The organism is Gemmata obscuriglobus, assembly GCF_008065095.1.
Taxonomy (GTDB): Bacteria; Planctomycetota; Planctomycetia; order Gemmatales; family Gemmataceae; genus Gemmata; species Gemmata obscuriglobus.
In genome coordinates, this window is the sequence record NZ_CP042911.1 from 5,502,012 (window position 1) to 5,527,533 (window position 25,522).

General features: G+C 68.1%; 22 protein-coding genes and 1 pseudogene. 7 read left to right on the forward strand and 16 right to left on the reverse strand.

Annotated features, from left to right (window positions below; all coding sequences use genetic code 11):
* Positions 1–41 precede the first annotated feature (41 nt).
* The 8 genes from GobsT_RS23055 to GobsT_RS23125 form a co-directional block, all read right to left on the reverse strand.
* Positions 42–410, reverse strand: coding sequence for a hypothetical protein (locus tag GobsT_RS23055; protein ID WP_010043916.1), 369 nt, complete (start codon positions 408–410; stop codon positions 42–44).
* Between the two features lie 517 nt (positions 411–927).
* Complete coding sequence (locus GobsT_RS23070; protein WP_109571479.1) at positions 928–1,299, reverse strand: hypothetical protein; 372 nt, start codon at positions 1,297–1,299, stop codon at positions 928–930.
* 900 nt (positions 1,300–2,199) lie between these two features.
* Positions 2,200–2,544 carry a hypothetical protein gene (locus GobsT_RS23080; RefSeq protein WP_148087845.1) on the reverse strand — a complete coding sequence of 115 codons (345 nt, stop codon included), beginning with the start codon at positions 2,542–2,544 and terminating at the stop codon, positions 2,200–2,202.
* A 532-nt stretch (positions 2,545–3,076) separates the two neighbouring features.
* Complete coding sequence (locus GobsT_RS23090) at positions 3,077–3,520, reverse strand: SMI1/KNR4 family protein (protein ID WP_010036179.1); 444 nt, start codon at positions 3,518–3,520, stop codon at positions 3,077–3,079.
* Between the two features lie 1,372 nt (positions 3,521–4,892).
* A complete protein-coding gene (locus GobsT_RS23105; RefSeq protein WP_010036191.1) occupies positions 4,893–5,162 on the reverse strand; it encodes a hypothetical protein in 270 nt (89 codons plus the stop codon).
* A 207-nt stretch (positions 5,163–5,369) separates the two neighbouring features.
* Positions 5,370–5,750 (reverse strand): hypothetical protein, encoded by a 381-nt coding sequence (locus GobsT_RS38075; RefSeq protein WP_157507002.1) that lies wholly within the window; start codon positions 5,748–5,750, stop codon positions 5,370–5,372.
* Between the two features lie 427 nt (positions 5,751–6,177).
* Positions 6,178–6,360, reverse strand: a complete 183-nt coding sequence (locus GobsT_RS38920) for a hypothetical protein (RefSeq protein ID WP_197905140.1) — start codon at positions 6,358–6,360, stop codon at positions 6,178–6,180.
* A 2,178-nt stretch (positions 6,361–8,538) separates the two neighbouring features.
* Positions 8,539–8,826, reverse strand: a complete 288-nt coding sequence (locus tag GobsT_RS23125) for a hypothetical protein (protein ID WP_010048225.1) — start codon at positions 8,824–8,826, stop codon at positions 8,539–8,541.
* 263 nt (positions 8,827–9,089) lie between these two features.
* Between GobsT_RS23125 and GobsT_RS23130 the strand changes: the two genes are divergently transcribed.
* From GobsT_RS23130 to GobsT_RS23150, 4 genes are all read left to right on the forward strand, one after another.
* Positions 9,090–10,022 (forward strand): winged helix-turn-helix domain-containing protein, encoded by a 933-nt coding sequence (locus tag GobsT_RS23130; protein WP_010048226.1) that lies wholly within the window; start codon positions 9,090–9,092, stop codon positions 10,020–10,022.
* A 175-nt stretch (positions 10,023–10,197) separates the two neighbouring features.
* On the forward strand, positions 10,198–11,430 hold the full coding sequence (locus tag GobsT_RS23140) for an ISKra4-like element ISGob7 family transposase (protein ID WP_232068452.1): 1,233 nt from the start codon (positions 10,198–10,200) through the stop codon (positions 11,428–11,430).
* Between the two features lie 84 nt (positions 11,431–11,514).
* Positions 11,515–12,810: an IS66 family transposase gene (gene tnpC / locus GobsT_RS23145; protein WP_232068487.1), complete on the forward strand. Its 1,296-nt coding sequence runs from the start codon at positions 11,515–11,517 to the stop codon at positions 12,808–12,810.
* Between the two features lie 121 nt (positions 12,811–12,931).
* Complete coding sequence (locus tag GobsT_RS23150; RefSeq protein ID WP_081471904.1) at positions 12,932–13,225, forward strand: transposase; 294 nt, start codon at positions 12,932–12,934, stop codon at positions 13,223–13,225.
* 109 nt (positions 13,226–13,334) lie between these two features.
* Here GobsT_RS23150 and GobsT_RS23155 read toward each other — a convergent pair whose 3' ends face one another.
* The 5 genes and pseudogenes from GobsT_RS23155 to GobsT_RS23175 form a co-directional block, all read right to left on the reverse strand.
* Positions 13,335–14,447, reverse strand: coding sequence for a hypothetical protein (locus GobsT_RS23155; protein WP_010047208.1), 1,113 nt, complete (start codon positions 14,445–14,447; stop codon positions 13,335–13,337).
* Between the two features lie 140 nt (positions 14,448–14,587).
* Complete coding sequence (locus tag GobsT_RS23160; protein WP_010047210.1) at positions 14,588–14,968, reverse strand: hypothetical protein; 381 nt, start codon at positions 14,966–14,968, stop codon at positions 14,588–14,590.
* Positions 14,965–16,077: pseudogene (locus tag GobsT_RS23165) on the reverse strand (IS66 family transposase). Before GobsT_RS23165 ends, GobsT_RS23160 begins: the two are co-directional and overlap by 4 nt.
* Before the next feature lie 172 nt (positions 16,078–16,249).
* A complete protein-coding gene (locus GobsT_RS23170) occupies positions 16,250–17,608 on the reverse strand; it encodes a serine/threonine protein kinase (RefSeq protein WP_010047216.1) in 1,359 nt (452 codons plus the stop codon).
* Between the two features lie 88 nt (positions 17,609–17,696).
* The gene (locus GobsT_RS23175; RefSeq protein WP_010047218.1) at positions 17,697–18,728 is read right to left on the reverse strand and encodes an aldose 1-epimerase; all 1,032 of its coding nucleotides are present in this window, start codon (positions 18,726–18,728) and stop codon (positions 17,697–17,699) included.
* A gap of 83 nt (positions 18,729–18,811) precedes the next feature.
* Here GobsT_RS23175 and GobsT_RS23180 point away from each other — a divergent pair, with 83 nt between their 5' ends.
* Positions 18,812–19,864 (forward strand): Ldh family oxidoreductase, encoded by a 1,053-nt coding sequence (locus GobsT_RS23180; protein ID WP_010047223.1) that lies wholly within the window; start codon positions 18,812–18,814, stop codon positions 19,862–19,864.
* Between the two features lie 650 nt (positions 19,865–20,514).
* Here the strand turns inward: GobsT_RS23180 and GobsT_RS23185 are convergent.
* Both GobsT_RS23185 and GobsT_RS23190 read right to left on the reverse strand, forming a co-directional pair.
* On the reverse strand, positions 20,515–21,780 hold the full coding sequence (locus GobsT_RS23185; protein WP_010047225.1) for a Gfo/Idh/MocA family protein: 1,266 nt from the start codon (positions 21,778–21,780) through the stop codon (positions 20,515–20,517).
* A gap of 240 nt (positions 21,781–22,020) precedes the next feature.
* A complete protein-coding gene (locus GobsT_RS23190) occupies positions 22,021–22,407 on the reverse strand; it encodes a hypothetical protein (protein WP_148087846.1) in 387 nt (128 codons plus the stop codon).
* Positions 22,408–22,636: 229 nt separating this feature from the next.
* Here GobsT_RS23190 and GobsT_RS23195 point away from each other — a divergent pair, with 229 nt between their 5' ends.
* Complete coding sequence (locus tag GobsT_RS23195) at positions 22,637–23,137, forward strand: DinB family protein (RefSeq protein WP_109570908.1); 501 nt, start codon at positions 22,637–22,639, stop codon at positions 23,135–23,137.
* A gap of 95 nt (positions 23,138–23,232) precedes the next feature.
* Complete coding sequence (locus GobsT_RS23200; protein WP_010052718.1) at positions 23,233–23,454, forward strand: DUF3185 family protein; 222 nt, start codon at positions 23,233–23,235, stop codon at positions 23,452–23,454.
* A 439-nt stretch (positions 23,455–23,893) separates the two neighbouring features.
* On the opposite strand, the gene GobsT_RS23205 is transcribed toward GobsT_RS23200, so the two are convergent.
* Complete coding sequence (locus GobsT_RS23205) at positions 23,894–25,393, reverse strand: DUF1501 domain-containing protein (RefSeq protein WP_010052720.1); 1,500 nt, start codon at positions 25,391–25,393, stop codon at positions 23,894–23,896.
* Between the last annotated feature and the right edge of the window lie 129 nt (positions 25,394–25,522).

Here is a 25,522-nt window from a genome sequence, read left to right on the forward strand (position 1 = left end):
CCGGGTTCGGCTTGCCTTCGGGCACTGTGACTCCGTAAGCATCAAGTGGAACCGGACAACTCGGCGTGGGTCAGCACCCACGGGCACTCCATGCTCGCGTCGTGACGGAGCGTGAGCCGGTATGGGCCGCCGGGCAACGTGTCGCTCTCGGTCGTGCGCTCGGCGGTTGCGACCACGAAGCCGTCGCCGACTTCGACGACGCGCCCCGTGAGGATGGCCCATCCCCCGTCCTCTGTCCACACCTGCACCTTGACGCGGTGCCGCACGGCCGGCGGTTCGCCTGGCAGTAGCCACTCGCCGCGCTGCTCGGGGCGCACTTGGAGGATGTGGGCGACGAGGTCGTCCCTATGGAACCCCTCGACGATTCCGCACGCCATCGTTGGGGGTGGGTCGGCATCAACGTCGCTCATGGACGACCTCAGGAAGCGAAATCTGCCGGTTCACTCCCGCAGGCTTCCGCCGCCGAACAATGAGCTCACCTGCACCGCCATCACCGGATGAGCGGTGCGTCCCAAGTCCGATGGCGGTGTCAGGTGCAGCGCTGGGTTCGGCTCGATGCCCTCGGCGTTTCCGGGTTGCACGCCGAGCGCCGCGCCTCCGCGGAGCCCGCGGCACCGGTGCGTGCGGGCGGAGCATCACCGCCTCGATGCGCCGTGTCGCGGCCCACCGAGGGCCACCCACCACTGCACCTCGCGGCGATGAGCCGCGCCAGCACCGACCGGCACCAGGCGGAGCCCGACACACGGGTTTCACCACCGCGGGCCACACGCCTACTGCCGCCGCACGCGCGCTCCTGCGACCTCGGGTTGCCGAACATAAAGCTCACCTGCACCGCCATCATCGGATGAGCGATGCGCTCCGAATCAGCCGGCGGTGTCAGGTGCAGCGCCGGGTTCGGCGTGCCTTTACTCCCGGCGACGACGAACATCAGGGGAAACTGGACAGCTCGGCATGGGTCAGCACCCAGGAGCACTCCATCCGTGCATCGTGACGGAGCGTGAGCCGGTACGGGCCGCCCGGCAACGCGTCCTCGTCGTCGGTGGTGCGTTCGGCGGTCGCCACCACGACGCCGTCGCCGACCTCGACCACGCGCCCCGTCAGGATGGCCCATCCGCCGTCCTCCGTCCACACCTGGACCTTGACGCGGTGCCGCACGGCCGGCGGCTCGTCCGAGAGCAGCCACTCGCCGCGCTGCTCGGGGCGCCGCTGCAGGATGGGGGCGACGAGGTCGTCCCGGTGGAACCCCTCCACGATCCCGCAGCACATAGCTGGGTGATTGCCGGGAGCCGCATCGCTCATGGACGAGCCTCCGCTGATGTCTGCCTTCCGCCGCCGAACATAAAGCTCACCTGCACCGCCATGATGCAAGCCGCAATGCGTTACAGAGCAGCGGGCGGTGTCAGGTGCAGCGCCGGGTTCGGCTCGCTCACGTCCGCGGTTCCGGGTCACGCGCCGAGCGATGCGGCTCCGCGGAGCCCGGGCCACCGGTGCGACCCGGCGGAGCACCACCGGCTCCCCGCGCCGTGTCCCGGCACACCGAGGGCCACCCACCACCGCACCTCGCGGCGATGAGCCGCGCCCACCACCCACGGGCACCACGCGGAGCACCACCGACCCGAACCACCGTGTCCCACGATACCACCAGCCACGCTCACCGCAAGCTCGCGGCGACGAGCCGCGCCCGTCGCACTCGGGCACCACGCGGAGCCCGACACGTAGGGTTCACCCACGCGGACCACACGCACACCGCCGCACGCGCGATCCAGAACGCGAGGGTGGCCGAACCAGGAGCTGAGCTGCAAGCCGCCCCTCTCAGGGCGGTCTCCCCTTGCTCCCGCGACGGCTGGTCAGCTCCAGCGGGGGGTTCGGCCGACGGCCGCCTCCTTCCGCCAGAGGATGAGTGAGCGTTGCAGCTCAGCTCCTGGTTCGGCCGCCGCCGGATGAGCTCAGCCCACCGGGGACATCGCACGGCGGGAGATCACCATGCGACCTCAGGCCGCTCGGATCGGCGGGCCCTCGTCGGTCGCCTTCACCAGGGGGGAGGTGGCGACAACCTTACGACCGCCCGCCGATCCGCGGCGCTTGCAACCACCTCACGGCGGCGGCCGAACGAACAGCTCACCTGCACCGCCACCATCGGATGAGCGATGCGTTCCAAATTAGCCGGCGGTGTCAGGTGCAGCGCCGGGTTCGGCGCGGCTATACTACCCGGTCGGGCGACTCGCTACCTGGTTCGGCGTCTTGCGGCCGGGGCACGCGGTAGAGGCGTGTCCCAGGGGTGATCGGAAAATCGGCCCACCCTCGCACCAGTACTCCAACCTCGTCGCCCCGGCGCACCTCATCTAGGGTCTGCATCCACCGCTCGATTGCAACCGCGACGCCCCGGCAGATCAGGCGGTCTGCCACCGCGACGACACGATCGCCGACCCGCAGCACCTCGCACTCGACGCGGCCGACGAGGATGGTGCCCTTCGCCCGCATCACGTGCTCGGCAGTGAGGATCAATTCCGCCCCGGCGGGTAACTGGTCACAGGGGCCGATCACCGCCTCGCCCACCGTGCGCCCTCGGGTGGCCGAACAGAAAGCTCACCTGCACCGCCATGATACAGTGAGCGGTGCGTCCCGAATCAGATGGCGGTGTCAGGTGCAGCGCCGGGTTCGGCTCGCTTACCTCGGCGGTTCCGGGCCTCACGCTGAGCGCCGCGCATCCGCTGTGCGCGTGCCACCAATGCGAGCGTGCGGAGCACCACCGATCCGACGTACCGTGCCGCGGCCCACCGGAGGCCGGCACCAACCGCCACCCGCGGCGACGAGCCGCGCCAGCCCTGATCGGCACCACGCGGAGCCCCACCGACTCGCGCCACCGTGTCCCCACTCACTGCCCGCCACGCCCAACCGCACCTCGCGGCGATGAGCCGCGCCGGCCACTCGCGGGCACCACGCGGAGCCCGACACGCACTGTTCACCTTTGCGGACCATACGTTCAGCGCCGCCGCACGCGCGATCGAGCGCCTTGGGGTTGCCGAACATAAAGCTCACCTGCACCGCCCTCACCGGATGAGCGGTGCGTCCCGAATCAGCCGGCGGTGTCAGGTGCAGCGCCGGGTTCGGCGTTTGGGGATAACCCGGCGGCCAGGAACGCGGGGAACGAAGGGGCCATCTCGTGGATGCCGCCAAAGTCGTGATCCTCGACCAGCACTCGCCCGGACGAGAGCTCGATGCCGAACGGGTTGCCGCCGCCATCCCAACCGATGATGAACACTCCTCGCATGTGCCAGAACTCGTTGTCCGCTCGGAACTGGCGGTGCGAATCGGCCAACTCGGGCAGCCCGTCGATCCACTCGCCGTCACCGCCCACGCGCCCGCCGCACACCGTCAGGTACTCGCGGAACGCTGGCGGGATCGTCCCGAACTCGACCTCGAACGCCCGCAGGTCGCCCTCGGCGGCCGGCGGGTGGCGTTCCTCCTCAGGGCAGGCGTGCCACGCCGCGACAAGGAGTTGCCGCAGTCGCTCGTTCACATGCAAGCCCTCTGTGGCCGAACATAAAGCTCACCTGCACCGCCATCATCGGATCAGCAGTGCGTCACAATGCAGCGGGCGGTGTCAGGTGCAGCGCCGGGTTCGGCTCGCTCACGTCCGCGGTTCCGGGCGGCACGCCCCGCACCGCGGCTCCGCGGAGCCCGGGCCACCCACGGACCACACGCGGAGCACCACCGACTCCGCGCGCCGTGTCCCCACGCGCCTCCGGCCACGCCCAACCGTACCTCGCGGCGATGAGCCGCGCCAGCTACCACGGGCACCACGCGGAGCGCCACACCGCCGCTTGATGCCCTGCGGACCACACGCCTACCGCCGCACGCACACTCATGCACGCGAGGGCGGCCGAACGAACAGCTCACCTGCACCGCCATCACCGGATGAGCGGTGCGTCACAAATCAGCGGGCGGTGTCAGGTGCAGCGCCGGGTTCGGCTCGCGGCCGTCCGCGGTTCCGGGCCACACGCTCGGCGCCGCGCATCTGCGGATGCCCGCGGCACCGGTGCGGCCCTGCGGAGCATCACCGACTCCGCGCGCCGTGTCGCGGCCCACCGTGGCCACCCACCACGGCCACCCGCGGCGGTGAGCCGCGCCCGCCACCCACGGGCACCACGCGGAGCACCACCGACCCGCACCGCCGTGTCCCGATGCACCACCCGCCACGCTCACCGCAAGCTCGCGGCGGTGAGCCGCGCCACACACCCACGGGCACCACGCGGAGCCCGACGCGGAGCCCGACGCGCGGGGTTCACCCACGCGGACCACGCGCCCACCACCGCCGCACGCGCCCTCATGCACGGTCGGGTGGCCGAACGAACAGCTCACCTGCACCGCCAGGGTGAAGTGAGCACCACAACTATGGCCGATGGCGGTGTCAGGTGCAGCGCCGGGTTCGGCGCGCTCACGTCCGCGGTTCCGAGCCATGCGCCCAGCACCGCGCATCCGCGGAGCCCGTGCCACCGGTGCGGGCGGGCGGAGCACCACCGGCCCCACGCACCGTGTCGCGGCACACCGGAGGCCACCCACCACTGGACCGCGCGGCGACGAGCCGCGCCCGCCACCCACCGGCACCACGCGGAGCACCACCGACCCGATGCACCGTGTCCCCTCGCGCCGCCGGCCACGCCCACCGCCACTCGCGGCGACGAGCCGCGCGGGCCACCGGCGGGGCACCACGCGGAGCCCGATACACCGGCGCCACCACCGCGGACCACACGCCCCGCACCGCCGCCCCCGCGCTCATGCACGCGATGGTGGCCGAACATAAAGCTCACCTGCACCGCCATGATGCAGGATGCGGTGCGTCGCAGTTAAGCGGGCGGTGTCAGGTGCAGCGCCGGGTTCGGCCTCGCCACCTACACCCGGAAGAGGCGAGCCGCGATGGCCGCAACCGCGCCGACCTGCTCCGTGGGTACGAAGATGGTGAACCGCGTGGTGCGATATCTCCGCCCGCGGAACTCAGCGAAGTATCGCACCCCAATACGGGCCATCTCTTGGTCGAACAGGTAGATGTTGTGCTCTGCGGTCTCGCGGAACACGCCTGCGTACTCGACAGCCCCAACCGGCTGGGGCAACTCAGCGACCGACCCGACCATGTGTTGCGCGCGGCGCTGCCACGCGCCCACCGGCCTCTTCTTGCGGGCTCCGCCGGGGCGGCCGGGCCAACGTCGGGCGCCCTTACCGCGACTTCGTGGCGAACGGCACATCTGAAGTCTGCGCCTCTGTAGCCGAACAATGAAGCTCACCGGCTTGCCCCCGCTCAGGTGAGTTCCGCGGATGTAATCAGCAGGGGCAAGTCCGGTGCAGCGCCGGGTTCGGCGGGCCCACACCCACTACCGGACCTGTACGACAATCGCGGCCGCGAACCCGACTAGGGTGCCCCCGACCGCGAGCCCGCCCCACGTCCGGAATGCCTCACCGGGGGTCCACAGGACGCCACACTCGGGCCGCCCGGGCGGGTAGCGGATGGATGCGACCTCCCCGACCGGCCACTCATCGGCCGAGGCGGGCAGCGCCTCGACCTCGACCGACCGCCCCTCCGTCTCCAACCGGACGACCGCGGCCCGCCCGCCCCACCACGAGGCCCGCGTCGCCCCGGTCACCGTCCCGGTCGCCCGGACCCCGCGGCGGGCGCGCACCCACCGGGGGATCAGTGGCAGGGAAAGTACGATGTTGACCGCCCCGAGGGCGGCGCAGAACAGTCCGGTCAGCACAATGTACCCTCGGCGGTGCGCACCCAACTGTAGCACGCCGCCCCGGCCCCCTTCGCTTTCCCCGCCGAACATACAGCTCACCTGCACCGCCATCACCGGATGAGCGGTGCGTTCCCGAATCAGCCGGCGGTGTCAGGTGCAGCGCCGGGTTCGGCTCGCTGCCCTCGGCGGTTCCGGGCGACACGCTCCGCACCGCGGATCCGCAGAGCCCGGGCCACCGGTGCGGCCGAGCGGAGCACCACCGACCCGACGCGCCGTGTCGCGGCCCAGCGGAGGCCGGCACCGTCGCACCGCGCGGCGACGAGCCGCGCCGCCCACCCACGGCACCACGCGGAGCACCACCAACCCGAACCGCCGTGTCCCCATGCGCGGCTGGCCGCGCTCACCGCAAGCTCGCGGCGATGAGCCGCGCCCGCGACCACCGGCATCATGCGGAGCCCGACACGCGGAGTTCACCCATGCGGACCACACGCCCAGCACCGCCGCCCGCGCGATCATGCACGCGATGGCGGCCGAACATAAAGCTCACCTGCACCGCCATGATGCAGGATGCGGTGCGTCCCGAATCAGCGGGCGGTGTCAGGTGCAGCGCCGGGTTCGGCTCGCTCACGTCCGCGGTTCCGGGCCACACGCCGAGCGCCACGCATCCGCGGAAGCCCGCCCACCGTCGCGGCCGAGCGGAGCACCACCGACCCCACCCGCCGTGTCCCGGCCCACCGCAGGCCACCCACCACCGCACCTCGCGGCGATGAGCCGCGCCCGCCACCGGCGGGGGCCACGCGGAGCACCACCGACCCGAACCACCGTGCCGTCGCACACCGGAGGCCACGCACCACTGCACCTCGCGGCGACGAGCCGCGCCCACCACCGACCGGCACCACGCGGAGCACTACCGACACGCGGGGGCACCCACGCGGACAACACGCCCCGCACCGCCGCACGCGCGATCGAGCGGCTTGGGGTGGCCGAACGAACAGCTCACCTGCACCGCCCCTTCCCAGGGAGCGGTGCGTCCCGAATCAGCGGGCGGTGTCAGGTGCAGCGCCGGGTTCGGCTCACTGACCTCCGCGGTTCCGGGCGACACGCGCCGCACCGCGGCTCCGCGGAGCCCGTGCCACCGGTGCGGCCGGGCGGAGCACCCCCAACCCGATGCGCCGTGTCGCGACACATCGGAGGCCACCCACCACCGCCACCCGCGGCGATGAGCCGCGCCCGCCACCCACGGGCGCCACGCGGAGCACCACCGACACGAACCGCCGTGTCCCCACCCGCGCCCGGCCACGCCCAACCACACCTCGCGGCGGCGAGCCGCGCCAGACCCGATCGGCACCACGCGGAGCGCCACCGAACCGACACGCCGTGTCCGCACCCGCCACCGGCCGCGCCCACCGCACCTCGCGGCGACGAGCCGCGCCACACACCCACGGGCACCACGCGGAGCCCGACCCTCGGGATTCACCTTCGCGGACCACACGCCCACCGCCGCACGCGCGATCGAGCAACTCGGGTGGCCGAACGAACAGCTCACCTGCACCGCCATCATACAGTCAGCGGTGCGTCACAAACCCGATGGCGGTGTCAGGTGCAGCGCCGGGTTCGGCTCGCTCACGTCCGCGGGTCCGGGGCACACGCCGAGCGCTGCGCATCCGCGGAAGCCCGCCCACCGGTGCGGGCGGGCGGAGCACCACCGACCCCGCGCGCCGTGTCGCGACACATCGGAGGCCACCCACCCACCGCCACCCGCGGCGATGAGCCGCGCCCGCAACCGATCGGTCTCGGCGGAGCACTACCGACCCGAACCGCCGTGTCCCCACCCGCACCCCGGCCACGCCCAACCGCACCTCGCGGCGGTGAGCCGCGCCCGCGACCACCGGCACCACGCGGAGCCCGATGCGCGGGGGTCACCGTCGCGGACCACACGCCCAGCTCCGCCGCACGCGCATTCATGCACGCTCGGGTTGCCGAACCAGGAGCTGAGCTGCAAGCCGCCCCTCTCAGGACGGTCTCCCCTTGCTCCCGCGGCGGCTTGTCAGCTCCAGCGGGGGGTTCGGCCGACGGCCGCCTCCTTCCGCCAGAGGGTGAGTGAGCGTTGCAGCTCAGCTCCTGGTTCGGCCGCCGCCGGATGAGCTCAGCCCACCGGGGACATCGCACGGCGGGAGAACACCATGCGACCTCGGGCCGCTCGGATCGGCGGGCCCTCGCCGGTCGCCTTCACCAGGGGGGAGGTGGCGACAACCTTACGACCGCCCGCCGATCCGCGGCGCTTGCAACCACCTCACGGCGGCGGCCGAACGAACAGCTCACCTGCACCGCCATCACACGATGAGCGGTGCGTCACAATACAGCGGGCGGTGTCAGGTGCAGCGCCGGGTTCGGCTCGCTGCCGTCCGCGGTTCCGGGCGACACGCCGAGCGCCGCGCATCTGCGGATGCCCGCGGCACCGGTGCGACCGGGCGGAGTGCTACCGACTCGATGCGCCGTGTCCCGGCCCATCGAGGGCCACGCCCACCGCTACACGCGGCGACGAGCCGCGCCCCTACCCACGGGCACCACGCGGAGCGCCACCGACCCGAACCGCCGTGTCCCCACACACCGCCGGCCACGCCCAACCGCACCTCGCGGCGACGAGCCGCGCCAGCACCGACCGGCACCACGCGAAGCCCGACACGCGAGACTCACCACCGCGGACCACACGCTCAGCGCCGCCGCACGCGCCCTCATGCCCTCGGGGTTGCCGAACGAAAAGCTCACCTGCACCGCCATCATCGGAAGAGCGATGCGTCACAAACTAGCGGGCGGTGTCAGGTGCAGCGCCGGGTTCGGCCGGCCTTTGCTGGGCGAGTTGCACCCGCGCCTCCTGCCATTGGGGCCAGACCCGCTCTGGGTCGAGGTCGTTGTACCCCCGCTTCTCGTCCAGCGCGATGGCGTGCTCCTCCCGCATCATCATGCATACCCCGTTGTCCCGGATGGCCAGCACCTCGGCCTCGGTCAGCGGGCGACCCTTCTCCCGCTCGGAGTGGACGAGCAGAACGACGAGAGCGGGCATGAACACCGGGGTCAGCTTCGGCTCCGCCATCCTTTGCGCCCTCGGGTTGCCGAACCAGTGTTTAGTGTGCGAGGCTTCGCGCAATAACACGGGATGATTTCACCCGCCGCACCGCGCGCCGGGGACCGAACTCCTGACCGGCCTTATCGTTACCGTGTGAAGGTCGCCTTCACAATATGCGCAATAACACGGTAATGGGCCGTGCGAAACTTCGACTCGCCCTTCATGGCTCGCACAATACTGCGTCCCGGGTAGTTAACGCACCCTTTGGTCACGGATGCTCTCTAACTGGTATGAGCAGACCCATCGGAACGCCTGTCGAACTGGAACGCCGCCGTCAGCAGGCGGTACAAGCTGTTGCGGACGGTCCGGCCCGCCAGACGGTCGCGACGGTCCTGGGGGTTCACGTCAAGACCGTGTCCCGCTGGGTCCGGGCCGCACGCACGCCCGGCGGCGTGGCGGCCAAGGTCCACCCGGGTCCGACCCCAGGCCTGACGGACGACGACCTCAAGCGATTGGCCGAGTTGCTGCTCCAAGGGGCCAAGGCCCACGGGTGGCACAACCAGCTCTGGACGGCGGCACGGGTTGCCCGGTTGATCGAGCACGAGTTCCACATCCGGTACCACCCGGAACACGTCCGGGAGATCCTCAAGCGGCGGCTCGGGTGGACCAGCCAGAAGCCCCGCCGGAAGGCCCGGGAGCGAAACGACAAGGAGGTGGCGAGGTGGGTCGGTGACGAGGGGTGCCCCTGGGTCCACGACACGGTTTGCAAGTTGGGGTATCATGATAGACCGCGGCTCGAAGAAATAACGGCCGTGCGAGCCACACAAGTCGTTGGTGGAGATCAGGTATGGCACGCCCCAATAACGCTCGTCCCGAAGTCGCAGCGAATAAGGCGTACCTGGACGGGGTGGCCAAAACGTTGGTCGAGAGGCTGTTCGGACCCGATGGGCCGCCGTGGGGCACGACGTTCGAGGAACTCGAAGAACTGGTCGTCCAGTTGGGCCAAACGGTGTCACGCGAACTGCTCCGCCAAGCTCTCCAGAAACAAGCGGCCGGCACCATACCCGCCGAGAGACAACAATGCCCGGGGTGCCGACAGACGCCATCACCCGGTGATCCCGAACCACGCATCCTCACCACGCGGGTCGGGGAAGCGGAGTGGAGCGAACCGTCGGCCTACTGCACCGCCTGCCGGGTGCCCCTCTGGATTTTGGCATTTGTGAACGGTATGGGAGCCGGCTGGGGAAGCCGTGGCAATCTGGGAGGGATACTGATGCCGACGCTGACTATAGAATACAGTACCGAATCCGAACGGTTGGCCTTGGAACAACTGCTGGGCTATTTCACGGACCTGAATCGTCTGGCCCAAGAAGCTCCCGACGGCACGGTCCTGGCCGCCTGCGAGAAGCATGCACTCGATCAAGGGCGCAAACTGTTGCGGACCACACTCGGTGCCGCCTTGGGTTCACGGATCGAGAAGGACGAGCAAAAAGGGGGCGCGCCCGCACCTGCGCGAAGACGCACCCCGGGCGCTCCAAAGGACCGCACACCCGAACGGTTGTGACCGCCGTTGGTCCGATTGAGCTGGAGCGGAGGTATTTCCACTGCCCCACTTGCGGGCAAGGCGAGTTCGGAGCCGATCGCGGGCTGGGCCTCAGCGGCTACGTCACCCCGGGCGCCTGTCGGATGGCCGTCTTGCTGGGCGTCCAACAGTCCTTCGCCAAAGCCGAAGTGACTCTGGCCGAGGTGGTCGGCTGGGAATTGGACGACAACACCATCCGGCAACTCTGCCACGCCACGGCGGCCCAGGCCACCGCCACCCGGCAACACCGCTCGACCGCTGAAGTCTTCACCCGAGCCCAAGCCGCGGCCAGGACCGAGCGGCCGGTGGACAGCGAGTTGCACATCGACGCGGGCAAGGTCAACACTGTGGAGGACGGTTGGCGGGATCTCAAGATGGCCGTTTTTGCCCGGCGCGAGCGAAGTGCGCCGACCACGGCGATGGACTGGGAGGGACGCGACCTGCCAACCCCGTTGGCGCGGTCGGTGATCGCGGCCGTGGAGGAGGCGAGCCTGTTCGGGAAGCGGTGTCACGACGAGGCCACGCGACTGGAGTGGACCGATTCGAGCCAAATGACGGTACTGGGGGATGGGGCCGAGTGGTTGTGGAACGTGTCCGAGCAGCACTTCCGTGACGCGACCCAGGTCCTCGACTTCTGGCATGGGGCGGAGTACCTCGCCAGCGGGGCGAAGGCGGTGTTCGGTCCCGGGGTCCAAGCCGCGACGGCGTTTGTCCGGGGCAAGTCGAAGCTGCTGGAAGACGGATATCCCGGGTTGGTGGACTGGATCGGAGAACTGACCGGGCAGATGCCCGCCGGAGGCGACGGAGCCGCCTTGGGCGGCGTATTGAATTACTTTTGTGGCCAACAGGGGCGGTTGAATTATGCGGTGCGTTTGCGGCGGGGGCAGTCGATTGGAAGCGGGTTGGTGGAGGGAACGGTTAAGCAATTGCTCAACATCAGAATGAAACAAACTGGGGCGAGATGGAATCTGGGGCATGTGGCACCGTTTGTCGAACTGGGGGCATTAGCAGCGGGGCCGGAGTGGAAGGGGTTTTGGGAAAACCAATAACGGGCCAAAATCCAGAGGGGCACCCGGGACCTCTCCAAGCAAGTCGCCGAACTCACGGCCCAGGTCGCCGAACTGACCCGGCGGCTGGACGAGGCCACGCGCGCCGGCAAGCGGCAGGCCGCTCCGTTCCGCAAGGGCCCGCCCAAGCCGAACCCGAAGCCACCCGGCCGCAAGTCGGGCGATGTCCACGGCAAGCACGGTCACCGCTCGCCGCCCCCACCCGAACAGGTCGCCGAGTGCCACGAGGCCGACCTCCCCGACGCGTGCCCGCACTGCCGGGGCCGGCTCGTCGAGACCGGCACGGCCGAACAGTTCCAGACCGAGATCCCACGCCAGCCGCTGATCCGCAAGTTCCGTATCCACATCGGGCACTGTGAGGCGTGCGGGAAGCGGACCCAGGGCCGGCACCCGCTCCAGACGTCCGACGCCCTGGGCGCGGCGGCCAGCCAGGTCGGCCCGGACGCTCAGACCGCGGCGGCGCTCCTGCACACCCAGATGGGGCTGTCGCACGGCAAGGTCGCGTCGGTCTTCGAGACCCTGTTCGGCATCACGCTGACGCGCGGGGCCAGCGCCCAGATCGGCCTACGGGCCGCCACGCGGCTGGAGCCGGACTACCACCTGATCCTCGGCGAGGTGCGGGCGTCCGAGCAGATTGCGGCCGACGAGACGGGTTGGCGGATCGGAGGGCACCCGGCCTGGCTCCACGCGTGGGTCGCCGACCGGGCCACGGCTTACGGCGTCGACTCGAAACGCAGTGCCGACGCCCTGGAGCGGGTGATCGGGGCGGACTGGTCGGGCGTCCTGAGCCACGACGGGTTCGCCTCCTACGAGCGATTCGAGGGGGCGATCCACCAGCAGTGCCTGGCCCATGTGCTCCGCCGCGCGCGGGAACTGCTGGAGCGGGCGACCCGCGGGGCCGTGCGGTTCCCGCGCCAGGTGATCGCGCGGTTCACCGAGGCGATCCACTGGCGGAATGAGTACGCGCCGGGGACGTGGACCGACGACCAACGGGACGCGCACCGGTCGCAGTTCGACGACCGCCTGCTGGAGTTGGTGACGCGACCGCGGGCGGTGCCGGCGTACGTGACGCTGGCGAAGCACCTGTGGAACCATTTCGAGCAGTGGTTTACGTTCGTGTTCGACCCGCGGGTCGAGCCCACCAACTGGAAGGCCGAGCAGGCGATTCGCCCCGCGGTTGTGAACCGCAAGGTGTGGGGCGGGAACCGGACCGCCGCGGGCGCGAAGGCGCAAGGCGTGTTGATGTCCGTGTTCGAGACGTGCCGCCGCCGGACCCTCTCGGTCGTGGATCACGTCAGCCACACGTTGCGATGCTTCGGAAACCGGCTCCTACCTCGCCCTGTGCTACTACCGGCGCGCTAAACAAGTACCGGGCCGGTTTTCGCCGTAGGCCCTTGCTTGAAAACGAGTTGCGACATTGAATGTGAATTCGCCGCAAACTCTTTCTGGACAAGGGCTTGCTGCCTAATGCGCAACGAGTCTACTGTATAACGCGCGGTATCAGCGGTGCGCGGCGGTAGAGGCCGAAGCCAAGCGGTTGGGGATCGTGTTGCTGTCCCTGCCCTCGTACTCGCCCAACCTGAACGTGATCGAGCAGCTGTGGCGGTTCACCAAGAAGAAGGCCATGCGGGGTAAGCACTACGCCGACTTCGCGACCTTCCGGGCGGCCATCGACGAGTGCCTCGATCGCATCCCAACGGACCACCGCGAGGCTCTCGCCTCACTCATGACGCGGAAGTTCCAGACGTTCGACAGTGACTCATTTCTGACCGCGTAAAGGTAAGCGTTCACAAGTGATGCAGGTGCATATCAACAGTTGGCGAGGAGTGGGCTCACGATCGGTGACTGTTGGGCCTGGCCCGGGATGAGCGTCGGTGCTTTGGAGGTCACGCCACGGTTTGCGCCGTGACATCCTCTGGTTTATGGCAGCATGTATCTCGTTTGCGGAACGGGCATCCCGGCCGTTCGGTGAAGAACCGTGGGAGCCGGTCGTCTTGGCTGAGCACCGCGGCCCGCAGTTGGAGGATCGATTCGGCACCGTCGGGACGGTTCCAGTGCTTCTGCGTGCTCTTCACCCGTGCGTTGGCCTCGCCCACCAACGACTCGACCAAACTGCTGGTCGTCGGGAGCCCGTGGCGTCGGTACCGCGGATAGTCCATGCGATTACGATTATTCCCCAGGTAGCTCCGCGCCTGGGCCACCACCCGGCGCGGGTCCCTTTGCTCCTCGGCCGTCAACGCCTCGCTCGGTGGGGTTTCGCACAGACGCGCCTGCCACTGGTCCAGTTCCACCAGTACCTCCCCGGCTCGGCCTTGCCAGCACGCCCGCATCCACACCCGGTATTGGGACCAACCGGCGCCCTCATCGGCGCTCACCGCCGCGGCCGCGGAGAACACGTAACAGACCGCGTGCAGGAAATCCTCGATCGGCTCGAAGTACCCGAAGTACCCGCGCCAGATGGTCCAGTTGTACGCTTGACCGTCGGCCACGAACGCGCGCCGCGGGGCCGCATAGAAGCGCCGCTCCTGGGCCTCCGCGGCCATCATCAGGCCGAACGAGGCGCTCGTCTCCAGGCTCGCCACGCACGTCCGTACCAACCGCGTCGGGGACCACCGCTCGGCCCCTTCGGGTTCCCCGACCTGCGACCTCGGGGACGCCGATTCGTCCGGGCTTTCCAGGACCGCGGCCTCGCCCGCCGCGCCCTTCATCTGCTGGACCAGGCGACGTACCCGGCGCGGGCAGTGGAACGATTCGGGCGGTTCGGGACACGGGTCGGCGGCAAACGTGGGGCCGCTCAACGTGGCCAGGCACGCCACCTTATCCTCCTTGTTCTGGGCGCCGTGAACACCCGGCCCGGAACCCGCGGCGCGGGTGCGGATGCGCCCCCCATCGACCTCCACCACCACGGCCACGGGGATCACTTCGGTCCGCGGCTCCAACTGGCGCCGCCGGTGCTCGACCACCTTCCGGTCGCGCCGGGCGATCAACTCGCGGCCCACCCCCGTGAGCCAATCGCCGCACCTGGTTGTCGCTGATCGTGCCCCCGGTCATCCGCACCGCATCCGCGGCGTCACGGAACGACGAGAACCGGGCGGCGGCGGTGACGATGCGTTGAACGACCGAGGAACTGTACCCGTGCTCATCCAGCCCCAGTGTCACCCGCAGGGGGGAAAAAGTCCCGTCGGCAGGCGGGACAATGGGCGATCCGTTCGGGTTGCTGGACCGTGGCCCCTTGGGCCGCCAGGGTGCGGGTGTGTGGTCGGGTCGGGCACGGCTCGCCACACACCGGACACGGAACCTGTTCGGGCACCTTCTGGGCTTGCTGGCGGAGCATCTGCTGGAGCGCCCCTTCGGTGAGCCCTTGTGCCGCCGCGGTGGCGATCTGCTCCATCGTTCGGAAGTCCACATCCAACCCCGGCCCGTCCTCCCCGAACGCCCGCTTGGAAACGATTTTGCCCCACGCCGCCGCCAGTTCCCGGAGTTGGTCCAGTTCCTCGGCCGTGAAACGCGGTGTGCTCATGACTCGCCCCACACAACAGTTGCGGCGAAATCGACCCGCGCTTTTCCTATCCCAAGGCCCGAGGGACGCAAGGGCCACTGCAAACCGTGGCGTGACCTCGGTGCTTTGGCTCCGGTCCAATAGGCGTTGACGGCATCGGTGAGGAACGCCAGGACATTACGCTCCTGTCGGCGGCACGAGGCGATGACCGTGAGGATCCGTTCCACGAACCAGCTCCCCTGCTCGCTGTCGGTCCCGAAGCTCGCTTTCCGCCAGCACACCGCGTGACGCACCTCGCGCTCGGCCGCGTTGTTGGTCGGGTCCACACCGAGGACCCGGCGAACGTCCACAGGGACGCCTCGATGGCCAACCGCTCGCGGCATTCCCGGCCGTCTTCGGGCACCCGCACCGGACGCCCTTCTCCAGGTGCGTGCGGACCCGGGTCCGAAACCCGCGGACGTACACGCATCGGAACGTGGCCCGGGACACGGTGCTGTCCCGAACACGGAACCAATGCTCGAACAGGGTGTCGGAACACCCGAGCAGGTCGGCTCCGATCCCCGCGCCCCCGTTGGCCCGGTCGATCATGGCCTGGAAGTCCCGCCGCAGGTGTGCCCAACACACCTGCGGCTTGTGCTTCGGCAGGTGCGTGTACACCGGGTATCGGTCGGTCGTGTGCACCTGGGGCGAACCCGCCCGCAGGTCCTCGAACGTCGTGCCACAGCGGGAACACCGGAGCCGGTGGCACCGGTACTCGGTCACGTGAGGCGTGACCACGGGGATCTCGTGGACCTGATGAACCGCCGGGTCTGGGTCGTCCCAGGTCAGCGGATGCGCGCAGTCCCGGCACGTGGCCGGTTGGAGGGTCCGGACCTCATCGGGGGGGCAGGAGTGTGCGTTCGGCCTTGGGGTGTCCGGGTTGGCCGCCCCGACTCTTGCCCGAAGGTGCCTGGGGACGGGGCCAGTTTTACGTACGGGGCGTCAGACGACGGCGGCTGGGACGAGTTGGTCGAGTTCTGGTTGAGACGGGCCTCGAGTTCCGCGATCTTGGCTTCGAGGACGCGAATATACGCCACCACCGGCGCGGGCAGGTTATCGGGGAGGTCCGGTGGTTGAGGAACAGGTGTCATCGCGTTAGCTCGATTACGGAACACCCTTACTTGTGGCAACCGCCCGCTCAACGGAGCAAAATCGCCCTGAAAAACGCGGGGCGGACTCCCCGTGAACGGTTACAGGTTATGAATCCGCTCCTCGCAAACTGTTGATGCGCAACCGCATCACTCGTGAGCGATTACCGGTATTTTACATTCCCAAATACTGACGCAAGGCGTGGTGCAGTTTATCACAGCGATCGTGCCAGTTGCGTTGGTCCTGGGGCGGGTAATCCTTCATCGGTCGGAACGCGGCGACCACACACAGCCGCGGTAGCCCGGGGTCGGGCTTGTCCATCTGAAGTTCCAGCTCGATCGGCTCTTGCCCGCGCGGCACCGTCGGCCGGCGACCTGCGAACCACCCGAAGATGCCGCTCCCTTCCTTCGCTTCCTTGTACCCCTCGGGTACGCCCAGGCGCAGTTTGATGACGCCCGGCTCGCTCGCCAGCACCTGCCCGCCGAAATCTTCTACGAACCCGCGCAGCTTCGCCGCGGCCATCCGCTCGGGCATCATCGCCTCGAACTCGTGCAGCACGTGAAACGGGTCGGCCGGCGACGGCCGCACCCGCGCGGGCGGCGCGGCGACCACGTCCGCCTCTTCTTCGGCAGCGAGCGGCTCCCAGCCCTCCGGCAGCGTGGCCGCCCAGATGTCCTCACCGGTCGCCTGCCCGAACATTGATGCCAGTTCCTGCGCCGACTGCTGCCGCTCGTTGGGGTACTTGCTCAGCGCCAGTTGCACCACCGCTTCGAGCGGGGGCGGCAGGTGGCTGCACCCGATCTTGTGGAACCGCGGCGGCGCGTCCTTGATGTGCGCGGTAAGGAGCTTGTCCTGCGTGTGGTGGTTGAACGGCAGCCGGCCGGTGAGCAACTCGTACAGAATGATGCCCACCGAGTACAGGTCGCTGCGACCGTCCACACGGTCCCCGCGGATCATCTCCGGGCTGACATAAGCGGGGGTCCCGATCGCGTAAATCGCCCCGTGGCCGGTCAGCTCGGCAAGCTGAATGTGCGGCTTGGCCGAGAACCCCGCGAACCCGAAGTCCATCACTTTGAGCGACTCGTCCGGCCGGCCGGCGTTGAGCACCATCAGGTTAGAGGGCTTGAGGTCGCGGTGAACGATGCCCGCGTCGTGCGCCGCCTGGAGCGCGTGGCAGAAGCCGCCGAGCAAACGCCCGACGCGTTCCGGCGACAGAACGCGTTCCCGCTGAACCAGTTCCTCGAGTGTGATGCCGGGCACGTACTCCATCACGAGGCACGGCCCGATCGGGTCGTCGAGGGACGCCTCGATCAGTTGCACCGCGTAGGGGTGGTGGAAGTTCGCCATCGAGCGCACTTCGGCCTCGAAGAGCTGGCGGAACTTCGGGTGCGTCACGACGTGGTCGTGGACCCGCTTCACGACGGCTCGGTGATCGGGGCTGTTGAGCGGCTGCGCCAGGAACACTTCGGCGTTGCTACCGGCTCCGAGTGAGCGCAGGAGCCGGTACTTTCCGAGCGCCGTCTTGCCGACCATCCGCGTGCCCCCGCCGGTCCCGTCCCGCCCGGCGCAAATCTAGGATGCTTCAGTACCGGGAGCAAACCGTTACGCCCGGGGCCGAATTTCACACGGCGACCGGCTCGTACCGGTACTCCACCGCGCTCTCCCAGACCCCGCCCACGGGCAGCACCCGCCACCCGCTGTCGGCCCCCTTCGCCTGAAGGTTCGAGGCGTCCGCGGAGCACGAATACGGCTCGATCGCGACCGCGTGCCGGTGAGCCGGCGTGAACAGCACCAGGTCGCTGAACGATGCGTCCGCCAGCACCCGCAGCCGGCCCATCGCGTTCGGGTGCGAGAGGGTCGCCACCTCGGTCAACCCGCTCTGCGGGTCCACCGGCCCGTGCGCGTCGGCGAACACGTTGTCCAGCGCCGTCGAGCCGACGGGTCGGGGTGTGCGGAAATCGAGTTCGGGCGGCAACCCGACCTTCCGCCCGGTCGGCAGGTTGTTCTCCGCTTCCCAAAGTGCGCCCGTGCCAGCCTGAAGCACGTAATCGGAAACGTCGGCGGCGTTGGCACCGGGAAGCACGAAGTACCCGTGATACCCCAACCCGAACGGGAGCGGCGCGGCCCCGACGTTCTCAACCCGCGCGTCCACGCGGAGCCGATCCGCGTACAGCCGATAGGTGACCTGGAACTCGAAGTCCGACGGCCACCACGGGAGCGCCTCCGGGAAATCCTTGGCGAGGTTGAACGCGCCGGTCAGCGCGGCGCATGTGTCGCCGCTGTCGTGACTAACGACTCGCCACCGGTTGCGCGGGGTGAACCCGTGGATCGCGTGCAGTTTGCTCGATTCGTTCAGCGGGAGCTGGTACGTCTTCCCCTCGAAGGTGAACCGGCCGTCCCGCAGGCGCCCGGGGAACGGGAACAGGATCGGCTGCCCGCTCCGAGTCGGCACCGGGTTGCTCTCCCAATCCGGCATGTGAAACAGGATGTCGGCCCAGTGTCCGTCGGGCTGCCGCACCTGCCACTTCAGGCAGTTGAACCCCCACTGCGGCCACACCTCGGCGCGAACGGTGCTCGCGGCGTCGGTGAGTTCGTAAATCGTGCCGCTGCGGTCGCCCGCCTTGCCCTCGGACGCGCGCACTTCAAAAGCCATGACGGACACCTTTTCTGATAATAAGGGGTAATTCGCGCGGGTGATTGTACCTCGAACCCGCGACCGATTTCACGGAACATCCGATGCCCACCTTCTCCCCGGCGGCACTCACCCAACTCTCGCAAACGCTGTTCGAGGCGGTCGGCGTTCCGACTACCGACGCCGCGACCGTGGCTCGCAGCCTCGTGGACGCCAACCTGTGCGGGCACGACTCGCATGGAGTCATGCGCGTCCCGCAGTACCTCGACTTCATCCGCAAAGGCACCTACAAGGCCGGCGCGCCGCTGACCGTACTCTCCGAAACGCCCGCGGTGGTCGCGGCCGATGCGGGTTGGGGGCTCGGACAGGTTCAAACGTACCGGCTCCTCGACAAGTTGGTGCCGAAGGCAAAGGCACTCGGGATCGCGGCCGGCACGCTCCGCAACTGCGGACACACGGGGCGACTCGGCGAGTACGCGGAGTTTGTCGCGAAGGAGAACTTTGCTCTCTTCGCGGCCGTTAACTCGCACGGCTCGGGGCGCCGCGTCGCCCCGCCCGGGGGCACCGAAGGACGCATCAGCACCAACCCCATTTGCATGGGCACCCCGACTAGCACCGATCCCGTCGTAATCGACTTCGGCACCAGTTCCGTTGCGGAAGGAAAAGTGCGGGCGCAGTTCCAAAAGAAGGAGCCCGCCGGCGAGGGCTGGCTGATCGACCACACCGGCCAGCCGACCACCGACCCAAGCGTGCTATACAACGAGCCGCGCGGCGCGCTGCTCCCGTTCGGCGGCACGCAGGCGTACAAGGGCTTCGGGCTCGGACTGCTGCTCGACCTCCTGTGCGGCGGGCTATCCGGCGGGGCGTGCAGCAACCCGACGTTCCCGCTGGCGGGCCAAGGCAACGCGGCGGTGTTCGTGCTGTTCAACCCGGCACTGTTCGGCGGCGTCGAGCACTTCTTGAAGGAAACCGACGGACTGACGGCATACGTTCGCTCGTGCCCGACGGCGGCCGGCGCCGGCACGATCACACTGCCGGGCGACCCCGAACGCACCGCGAAGGGCAAGCGCACTAAAGACGGCATTCCGGTTCCCGATGGCACGTGGGAGCTGATCGCCAAATCGGCAGCGGAACTCAAAGTACCGCTGCCCGCGTAAACGCAACCTTCACGACACCGCAGAGGTACGCCGGAGCGAGAATCGCTCCCTAAATCTCGCTCCAGCGCCGGCGGCCGCCAAGGCACAAGTGACTTCACAAAAACACCTTATAGCATAATTCGCGAATACCACCGCGGCTGATCGAGGCCAGCCGCGTGAGCGGCGTCCGGGGTTCGGAGCGTGGGATTCGTGGGTAGCTCCGTACCAGCGATTCACCAGTCCTTGACCAGTTCCGGTACCAGCAAGTGTCCTGTCAGTCACCAGTCGGGTGCAACCGGTTCGGGACTGTAACCCCCGTTACACCGCCGCGCTACCGGCACCGACTGCCGTGGTGTATTGAGTGTGGCCCGCTCGCGGGGTTGCGAAGCGGCCAGTGCTGCGATTCGTAACCGCGATCTGATGCCCGAAGCACCGCTCGCGGAGCGAGCGGGCCACACTCAATACACCACACCGTTCTCGGTACGCGATCTTCGCCCACTACCTAACAGATGGCCCGCGGGCGGCGCAAGGTGCGCCGCCCGCGGGCCATCTGTTATTTCACCTCAAAACCCGCTTATACGCCGTATCCGGTAATACTGTCACTTCCTTGACGAGCCGCAACCGTCGGGAGCGGCTCGTCAAGACAGCGACACCGCAGGTAGGTTCATCTATTAGGCGAGCTTGTACACGCCCGGCATCGGCACCGCCGGAGTCGCGATATCGCCCCACACATACTCCTTCGGCGCGAGGTTCTGCTTGGAGGCGAGCAGCTCCTCCCAGGTGAGTCGCTTGCCGGTGTACGCGGCCTCCCGCGCCAGGATCGCCAGCAGCGTGCTGTGGGCGGCGCTCTCGCCGTCGTTGATGTACTTACCCGAACGGATGCCCGCGAACAGTTCGTCGTGCTCCACCTGGTACATGCTCTTCGCGGCGGGGTCCTCGAAGGTCTGCGCCTGGCCCCCGAACGGCTGCACCGACCACTTCATCAACTGCGCGGCGCCCTTGGTGCCGACGACGTGGTCGTTCACGTCCCACGCGGTCCCGTCCATCTGGCGGCAGAACGAGTGGACCTTCAGCCCGCCGGCGAACTCCAGGGTGGTGGCGAAGTGGTCGTAGATGTGGCCGAACTTCGGGTCGCGGCGCTGCTGCCGCCCGCCCACCCCGACCGCCGCCACCGGCGCCTTGCCGTTCAGCACCCAGTTCACCTTGTCGAAGTTGTGGCAGTGCTGCTCGACGATGAAGTCGCCCGACAGCCAGGTGTAGTAGTACCAGTTGCGCATCTGGTACTCCATCGGGCTCCACTTCGGGTCGTTGCCGCGGTGCCACAGCGAGCCGGCGAGGTACGTGATGTGGATCGACGACACGTCGCCGATGACGCCGTCGTGGACCCGCTTCACCGTCTCGCGCATCGGCTGGTAGTACCGCCAGCAGTACCCGGAGCACAGGCTCAGGTTCTTCTGCTTCGCGAGCCGGGCGGTCTCGATCACCGATTTGGCCCCGGTCACGTCCACCGCCACCGGCTTCTCGCAGAACACGTGCTTGCCGGCCTCGATCGCGGCCCGCAGGTGCAGCGGCCGGAACCCGGGGGGGGTGCAGAGCAGCACCACGTCCACACAATCGATCAGCTTCTTGTACCCGTCGAAGCCGTCGAATTTCCGGTCGGGGGTCACATCAATCTTCTTGGCGATGTCGGCGATCTTCGACATGTTGCCGAGGCTCTTCTCGAGCCGGTCCGGGAACGCGTCGCACATGGCGACGAGCTTCACGTTAGGGTCGGCGCGGAGGGCCTCCTTCGCCGCCCCGGTGCCGCGCTCGCCGCACCCGACGAGCCCGATCTTGAGCGTGTCGTTGCCAGCCGCGAACGCCCCCGGCAGCAGGGACGCGCTCGCCGCGGTTGCGGCGGTCGCCTGGAGGAAGGTGCGACGGGTCGTATCGGACATTTGCAGCCTCGTGACGGGGTCGTGTGGGGCAGGAGTGTTATTGTGCGCGCAGAGACGCTGAAATGCCACCAGAAATGATCCGTGGGGTCCCTCTTTACCTGTTGGTTAGACCGGTCTTTTAAGGGACGCTCCAGAAAGACCGCGAGACCTGAAGCCCACTCAATGATGGAAGTCGCAGGGGCAGTACCGGAAGAGTCACAGATTTCCCGCGGTCGCCAATTGTAAAGCACGGCAAGGTACTCACCCCGTGGACAGCGCGAGCTGACACAGGTCGTCGAACTCCGGGGTCAGCACGGGCACCTCGTTCCGCAGTTCCACCAAGAACCGCCTCTCCGCGTCGTCGACCCCTCCGCCGCTGTAGAGCATCCGCAGCAGCAGGAACTGCTCGTGGTGGGAGATCGTCCCGTCGGCCAGCAGATACTTCTTGAACGCCGGGAAGAAGAGTTCGTCGAACGCGGCGCACGACGAGCGGGCCTCGCTCCGTAACTCGGTGAGGGCCAGCAGGTCGTCCGAATCAAGCCGGCCGTCGGCCAGGTGCTCGCGGATGAGGGCCACGTCGACATCGCAGATGTGCAGGTCGTGGCCTTCGGACAGGATCTGAGATTTCAGCTCTCGCAGCGAACTCACGGCCGCCTCCAGGGTTGTGGTGTCATTTAGTTCGCTCACGACGCCCAAAATCTACTGAGGAAAGTGACGGTCTCGGACCGCTTTCTGCTGCGCGCTTCTTGTAGTTAGCGCGATCCGGTTGCGTATGCGGTGGCGCGCCCGTCCTCCTCCGCTCGCGCAATGACTGCGACGGGAGGAAGGACCACGAGCCGATACAAGCGCTTTTGGCCCAGAACTCGAAGGAGCGAACATGCTGATCTCAGAACAGATGGTGCCGGAATTCACCCGCGAGACGGCCGTCACACGGAAGCTGCTCGCCCGAGTGCCGGACGACAAGGTGGACTGGTCGCCGGGGATTGGGCTCCGAAGCATTGGGTGGAACGCGAGCCACCTCGCCGAGATCGCCGGGTGGATACCGTTCGTCCTCCAGCAACCCAAATTGGACATCGCCCCGTTCGGGGGCGAGGCGGTTCCGCAGCCAGATAAGAAGGACGTGACCGAACTCCTGAAGCACTTCGATCAGAACGTTGCCACGTCGCTGGCCGCGCTGAAAGGAGTGACGGATACGGTGATGGCCGAGACGTGGACGATGAAGGCGGGCGGACACGTGCTCTTCAGCATGACGAAGGGCGACTGTCTGCGGAAGTGGGTGCTCAGCCACACGGCTCACCACCGTGGTATTCTGTCCGCCTACCTGCGCATGGGCGGGGTGCCACACGACTCGATCGACGAGAGCGACTGGACCGAGTAGCGTCCGGCGCGTTGGCACCGAGTTTGCTTTCACATCGTTCAGTTCAGGGCCACTCGTTCCGGTGGCCCAACATCACTCCAACACGGAAGAAAGCCATGCGCGCATTCGGCATCGTGCTCATCGTCGTCGGCATTCTCGCTCTGGCCGTTCCGAGCTTCACGTTCTTCACCACCGAGCGTGCCGTCGATACCAGCTTCCTGACCATCGACACCAAGAAGCCGCACACGATCGTGCTGAACCCGATCGTTGGGGTGGTGGCCGCCGTCGCCGGCATCGCCTTGGTGTTCGCTGGGAGCCGCAAGACCGGCGCCGTGTGAGACATGAACCCGGCGAGGCGGTCCGTTCCGTGATAAGGCGGGACAACGAGGGGCGGGATACCGACCCCGCTTTCTTGTCCTCCCGCCTCGTCAGAACAGCGACACTCGCGGCGGGTTAATGCACGATCAATCTCTCCCCGGCGGGGCATTGAACAAGTGCCCCGCTGCTTGCACGTTATCCCACATCATTTTCCAGATCCCACGAATCCCAACACCACAAATCTCCCTCTCAAGGCCGAGCGCCTTCATCACGGCGGCGTGAATACCTCGTCCCGTCATGTCCCACCGCAGAACCGCTTCCCCCTATGGGGTCGGCCTTCAACGATGTGAAATTGTCTGCACCTCAGTAGGTGACCGTGGTTGCGCTGCGTTCGGACGCCGATCGGCCCCGACGGCCGGGTGACCGGGTTGGTGCCCCGATCACTCGGCGCGGTGCCGGTTACGCGATCAGTTCCTTGATGACGTGCGCCTTCTCCACACCGATGAGCTTCTGATCCAGCCCTTGGAAACGGTAGCTGAACTTGTCGCAGTCGAGGCCCAGCAGGCGCAGGATCGTGGCGTGCAGGTCGCGCACGTGGACCGGGTCCTTGACGATGTTGTAGCTGAAGTCGTCCGTCTCCCCGTAGATGGTGCCGCCCTTCGTCCCGCCGCCGGCCATCCACATTGTGAAGCACCGCGGGTGGTGGTCCCGGCCGTAGTTCGTCTTCCCTTCCTTGTCCTTGGTGATCCCGCCCTGGCTGTAGATGGTGCGGCCGAACTCGCCGCCCCAGATGATGAGCGTGTTGTCGAACAGCCCCAGCCGCTTGAGGTCCTGAACGAGCCCCCAGCACGGCTGGTCCACGTCCGCGCACTGGTCCTTCATCCGCCCGGCCAGGTTGCCGTGGTGGTCCCAGTTGTTGTGGTACACCTGCACGAACCGCACCCCGCGCTCCACCAGCCGCCGCGCGGTGAGCGCGGTGTGGGCGAAGCTGCCCTGCTTCTTCACCTCGGGACCGTACAGCCCCAGCACCTTCTCCGACTCCTTCGACAGGTCGGCCAGTTCCGGCACGCTGGACTGCATCCGGTACGCCATCTCGTACTGCGCGATGCGGGTCTTCGTCTCCGGGTCGTTGAGCAGCCCGTGGTTGAGTTCGTTGAGCTTGCTCAGGCCGTCGAGGGTGGTGCGCCGCACGTCCGCGGTGACGCCCGGCGGGTTGTTGATGAACAGGATCGGGTCGTTGGCGGCGCGGAAGCTCACCGCCGCGTGCTCGCCCGGAAGGTACCCGGACTGCCACAGCCGGGCCGAGATCGCCTGCACCTGGTCCTGGTTGGTGGGCTTGGCCACCATGACCACGAACGTGGGGAGGTTCTGGTTGAGCGAGCCGAGGCCGTAGCTGGCCCACGCGCCGAGGCACGGCCGGCCCGTCACCATGTTGCCCGTCTGCATGTGGGTGATGGCGGGTTCGTGGTTGATCGCCTCCGTGTGCATGGAGCGGACGAACACGAGGTCGTCGGCCATCTTCGCGGTGTACGGGAGCAACTCGTCGTTCATCCACATTCCGCACTGGCCCTTTTGCTTGAACCGGTAGCGGCTGGGCGCGATGGGGAAGCGGGCCTGCCCGCTGGTCATGGTGGTGAGCCGCTGGCCCTTGCGGATGCTCTCGGGCAGGTCCTTGTCGTAGTACTCCTGCATCTTGGGCTTGTAGTCGTAGAGGTCCATCTGCGACGGGCCGCCGACCATGTGGAAGTAGATGACGTTCTTGCACTTGGTCGGGAAGTGCGTGTGCGGCAGCGCCGCGCCCGCCCCCGTGGCGGTGTCCGCGCCCTTGCGCGGCGTCGGGGCGACTTCGGCGGCACCGGCGAGGCTGGCGAGCGCCATCGAGCCGACCGACAGCCCGGCGGACGCGAAGAAGTGCCGGCGGGTGAGGTCGAGGGCGTGCGGGTGATTGAAGAGGTTCATTGCGATCTCGTCGGTTGGTGTTCGGGTTCACGCAACGGCGCCCGGAATCCGGCACCGCACTACGAGCAAGTTGTTTCGTGTTCCGGCAGGGCCGCACAGGGCGGAAGCCCTGTGCTACGCCCGCCGGCC

Bases quoted from the DNA above. Each gene is read 5' to 3' on its own strand.
- GobsT_RS23195 (WP_109570908.1), top strand. From the start codon at position 22,637: ATGCTGATCTCAGAACAGATGGTGCCGGAATTCACCCGCGAGACGGCC.
- GobsT_RS23170 (WP_010047216.1), bottom strand. From the start codon at position 17,608: ATGGTCGGCAAGACGGCGCTCGGAAAGTACCGGCTCCTGCGCTCACTC.
- GobsT_RS23055 (WP_010043916.1), bottom strand. From the start codon at position 410: ATGAGCGACGTTGATGCCGACCCACCCCCAACGATGGCGTGCGGAATC.
- GobsT_RS23205 (WP_010052720.1), bottom strand. From the start codon at position 25,393: ATGAACCTCTTCAATCACCCGCACGCCCTCGACCTCACCCGCCGGCAC.
- GobsT_RS23125 (WP_010048225.1), bottom strand. From the start codon at position 8,826: ATGGCGGAGCCGAAGCTGACCCCGGTGTTCATGCCCGCTCTCGTCGTT.
- GobsT_RS23185 (WP_010047225.1), bottom strand. From the start codon at position 21,780: ATGTCCGATACGACCCGTCGCACCTTCCTCCAGGCGACCGCCGCAACC.
- GobsT_RS23200 (WP_010052718.1), top strand. From the start codon at position 23,233: ATGCGCGCATTCGGCATCGTGCTCATCGTCGTCGGCATTCTCGCTCTG.
- GobsT_RS23175 (WP_010047218.1), bottom strand. From the start codon at position 18,728: ATGGCTTTTGAAGTGCGCGCGTCCGAGGGCAAGGCGGGCGACCGCAGC.
- GobsT_RS23180 (WP_010047223.1), top strand. From the start codon at position 18,812: ATGCCCACCTTCTCCCCGGCGGCACTCACCCAACTCTCGCAAACGCTG.
- GobsT_RS23130 (WP_010048226.1), top strand. From the start codon at position 9,090: ATGAGCAGACCCATCGGAACGCCTGTCGAACTGGAACGCCGCCGTCAG.
- GobsT_RS23070 (WP_109571479.1), bottom strand. From the start codon at position 1,299: ATGAGCGATGCGGCTCCCGGCAATCACCCAGCTATGTGCTGCGGGATC.
- GobsT_RS23160 (WP_010047210.1), bottom strand. From the start codon at position 14,968: ATGAGCACACCGCGTTTCACGGCCGAGGAACTGGACCAACTCCGGGAA.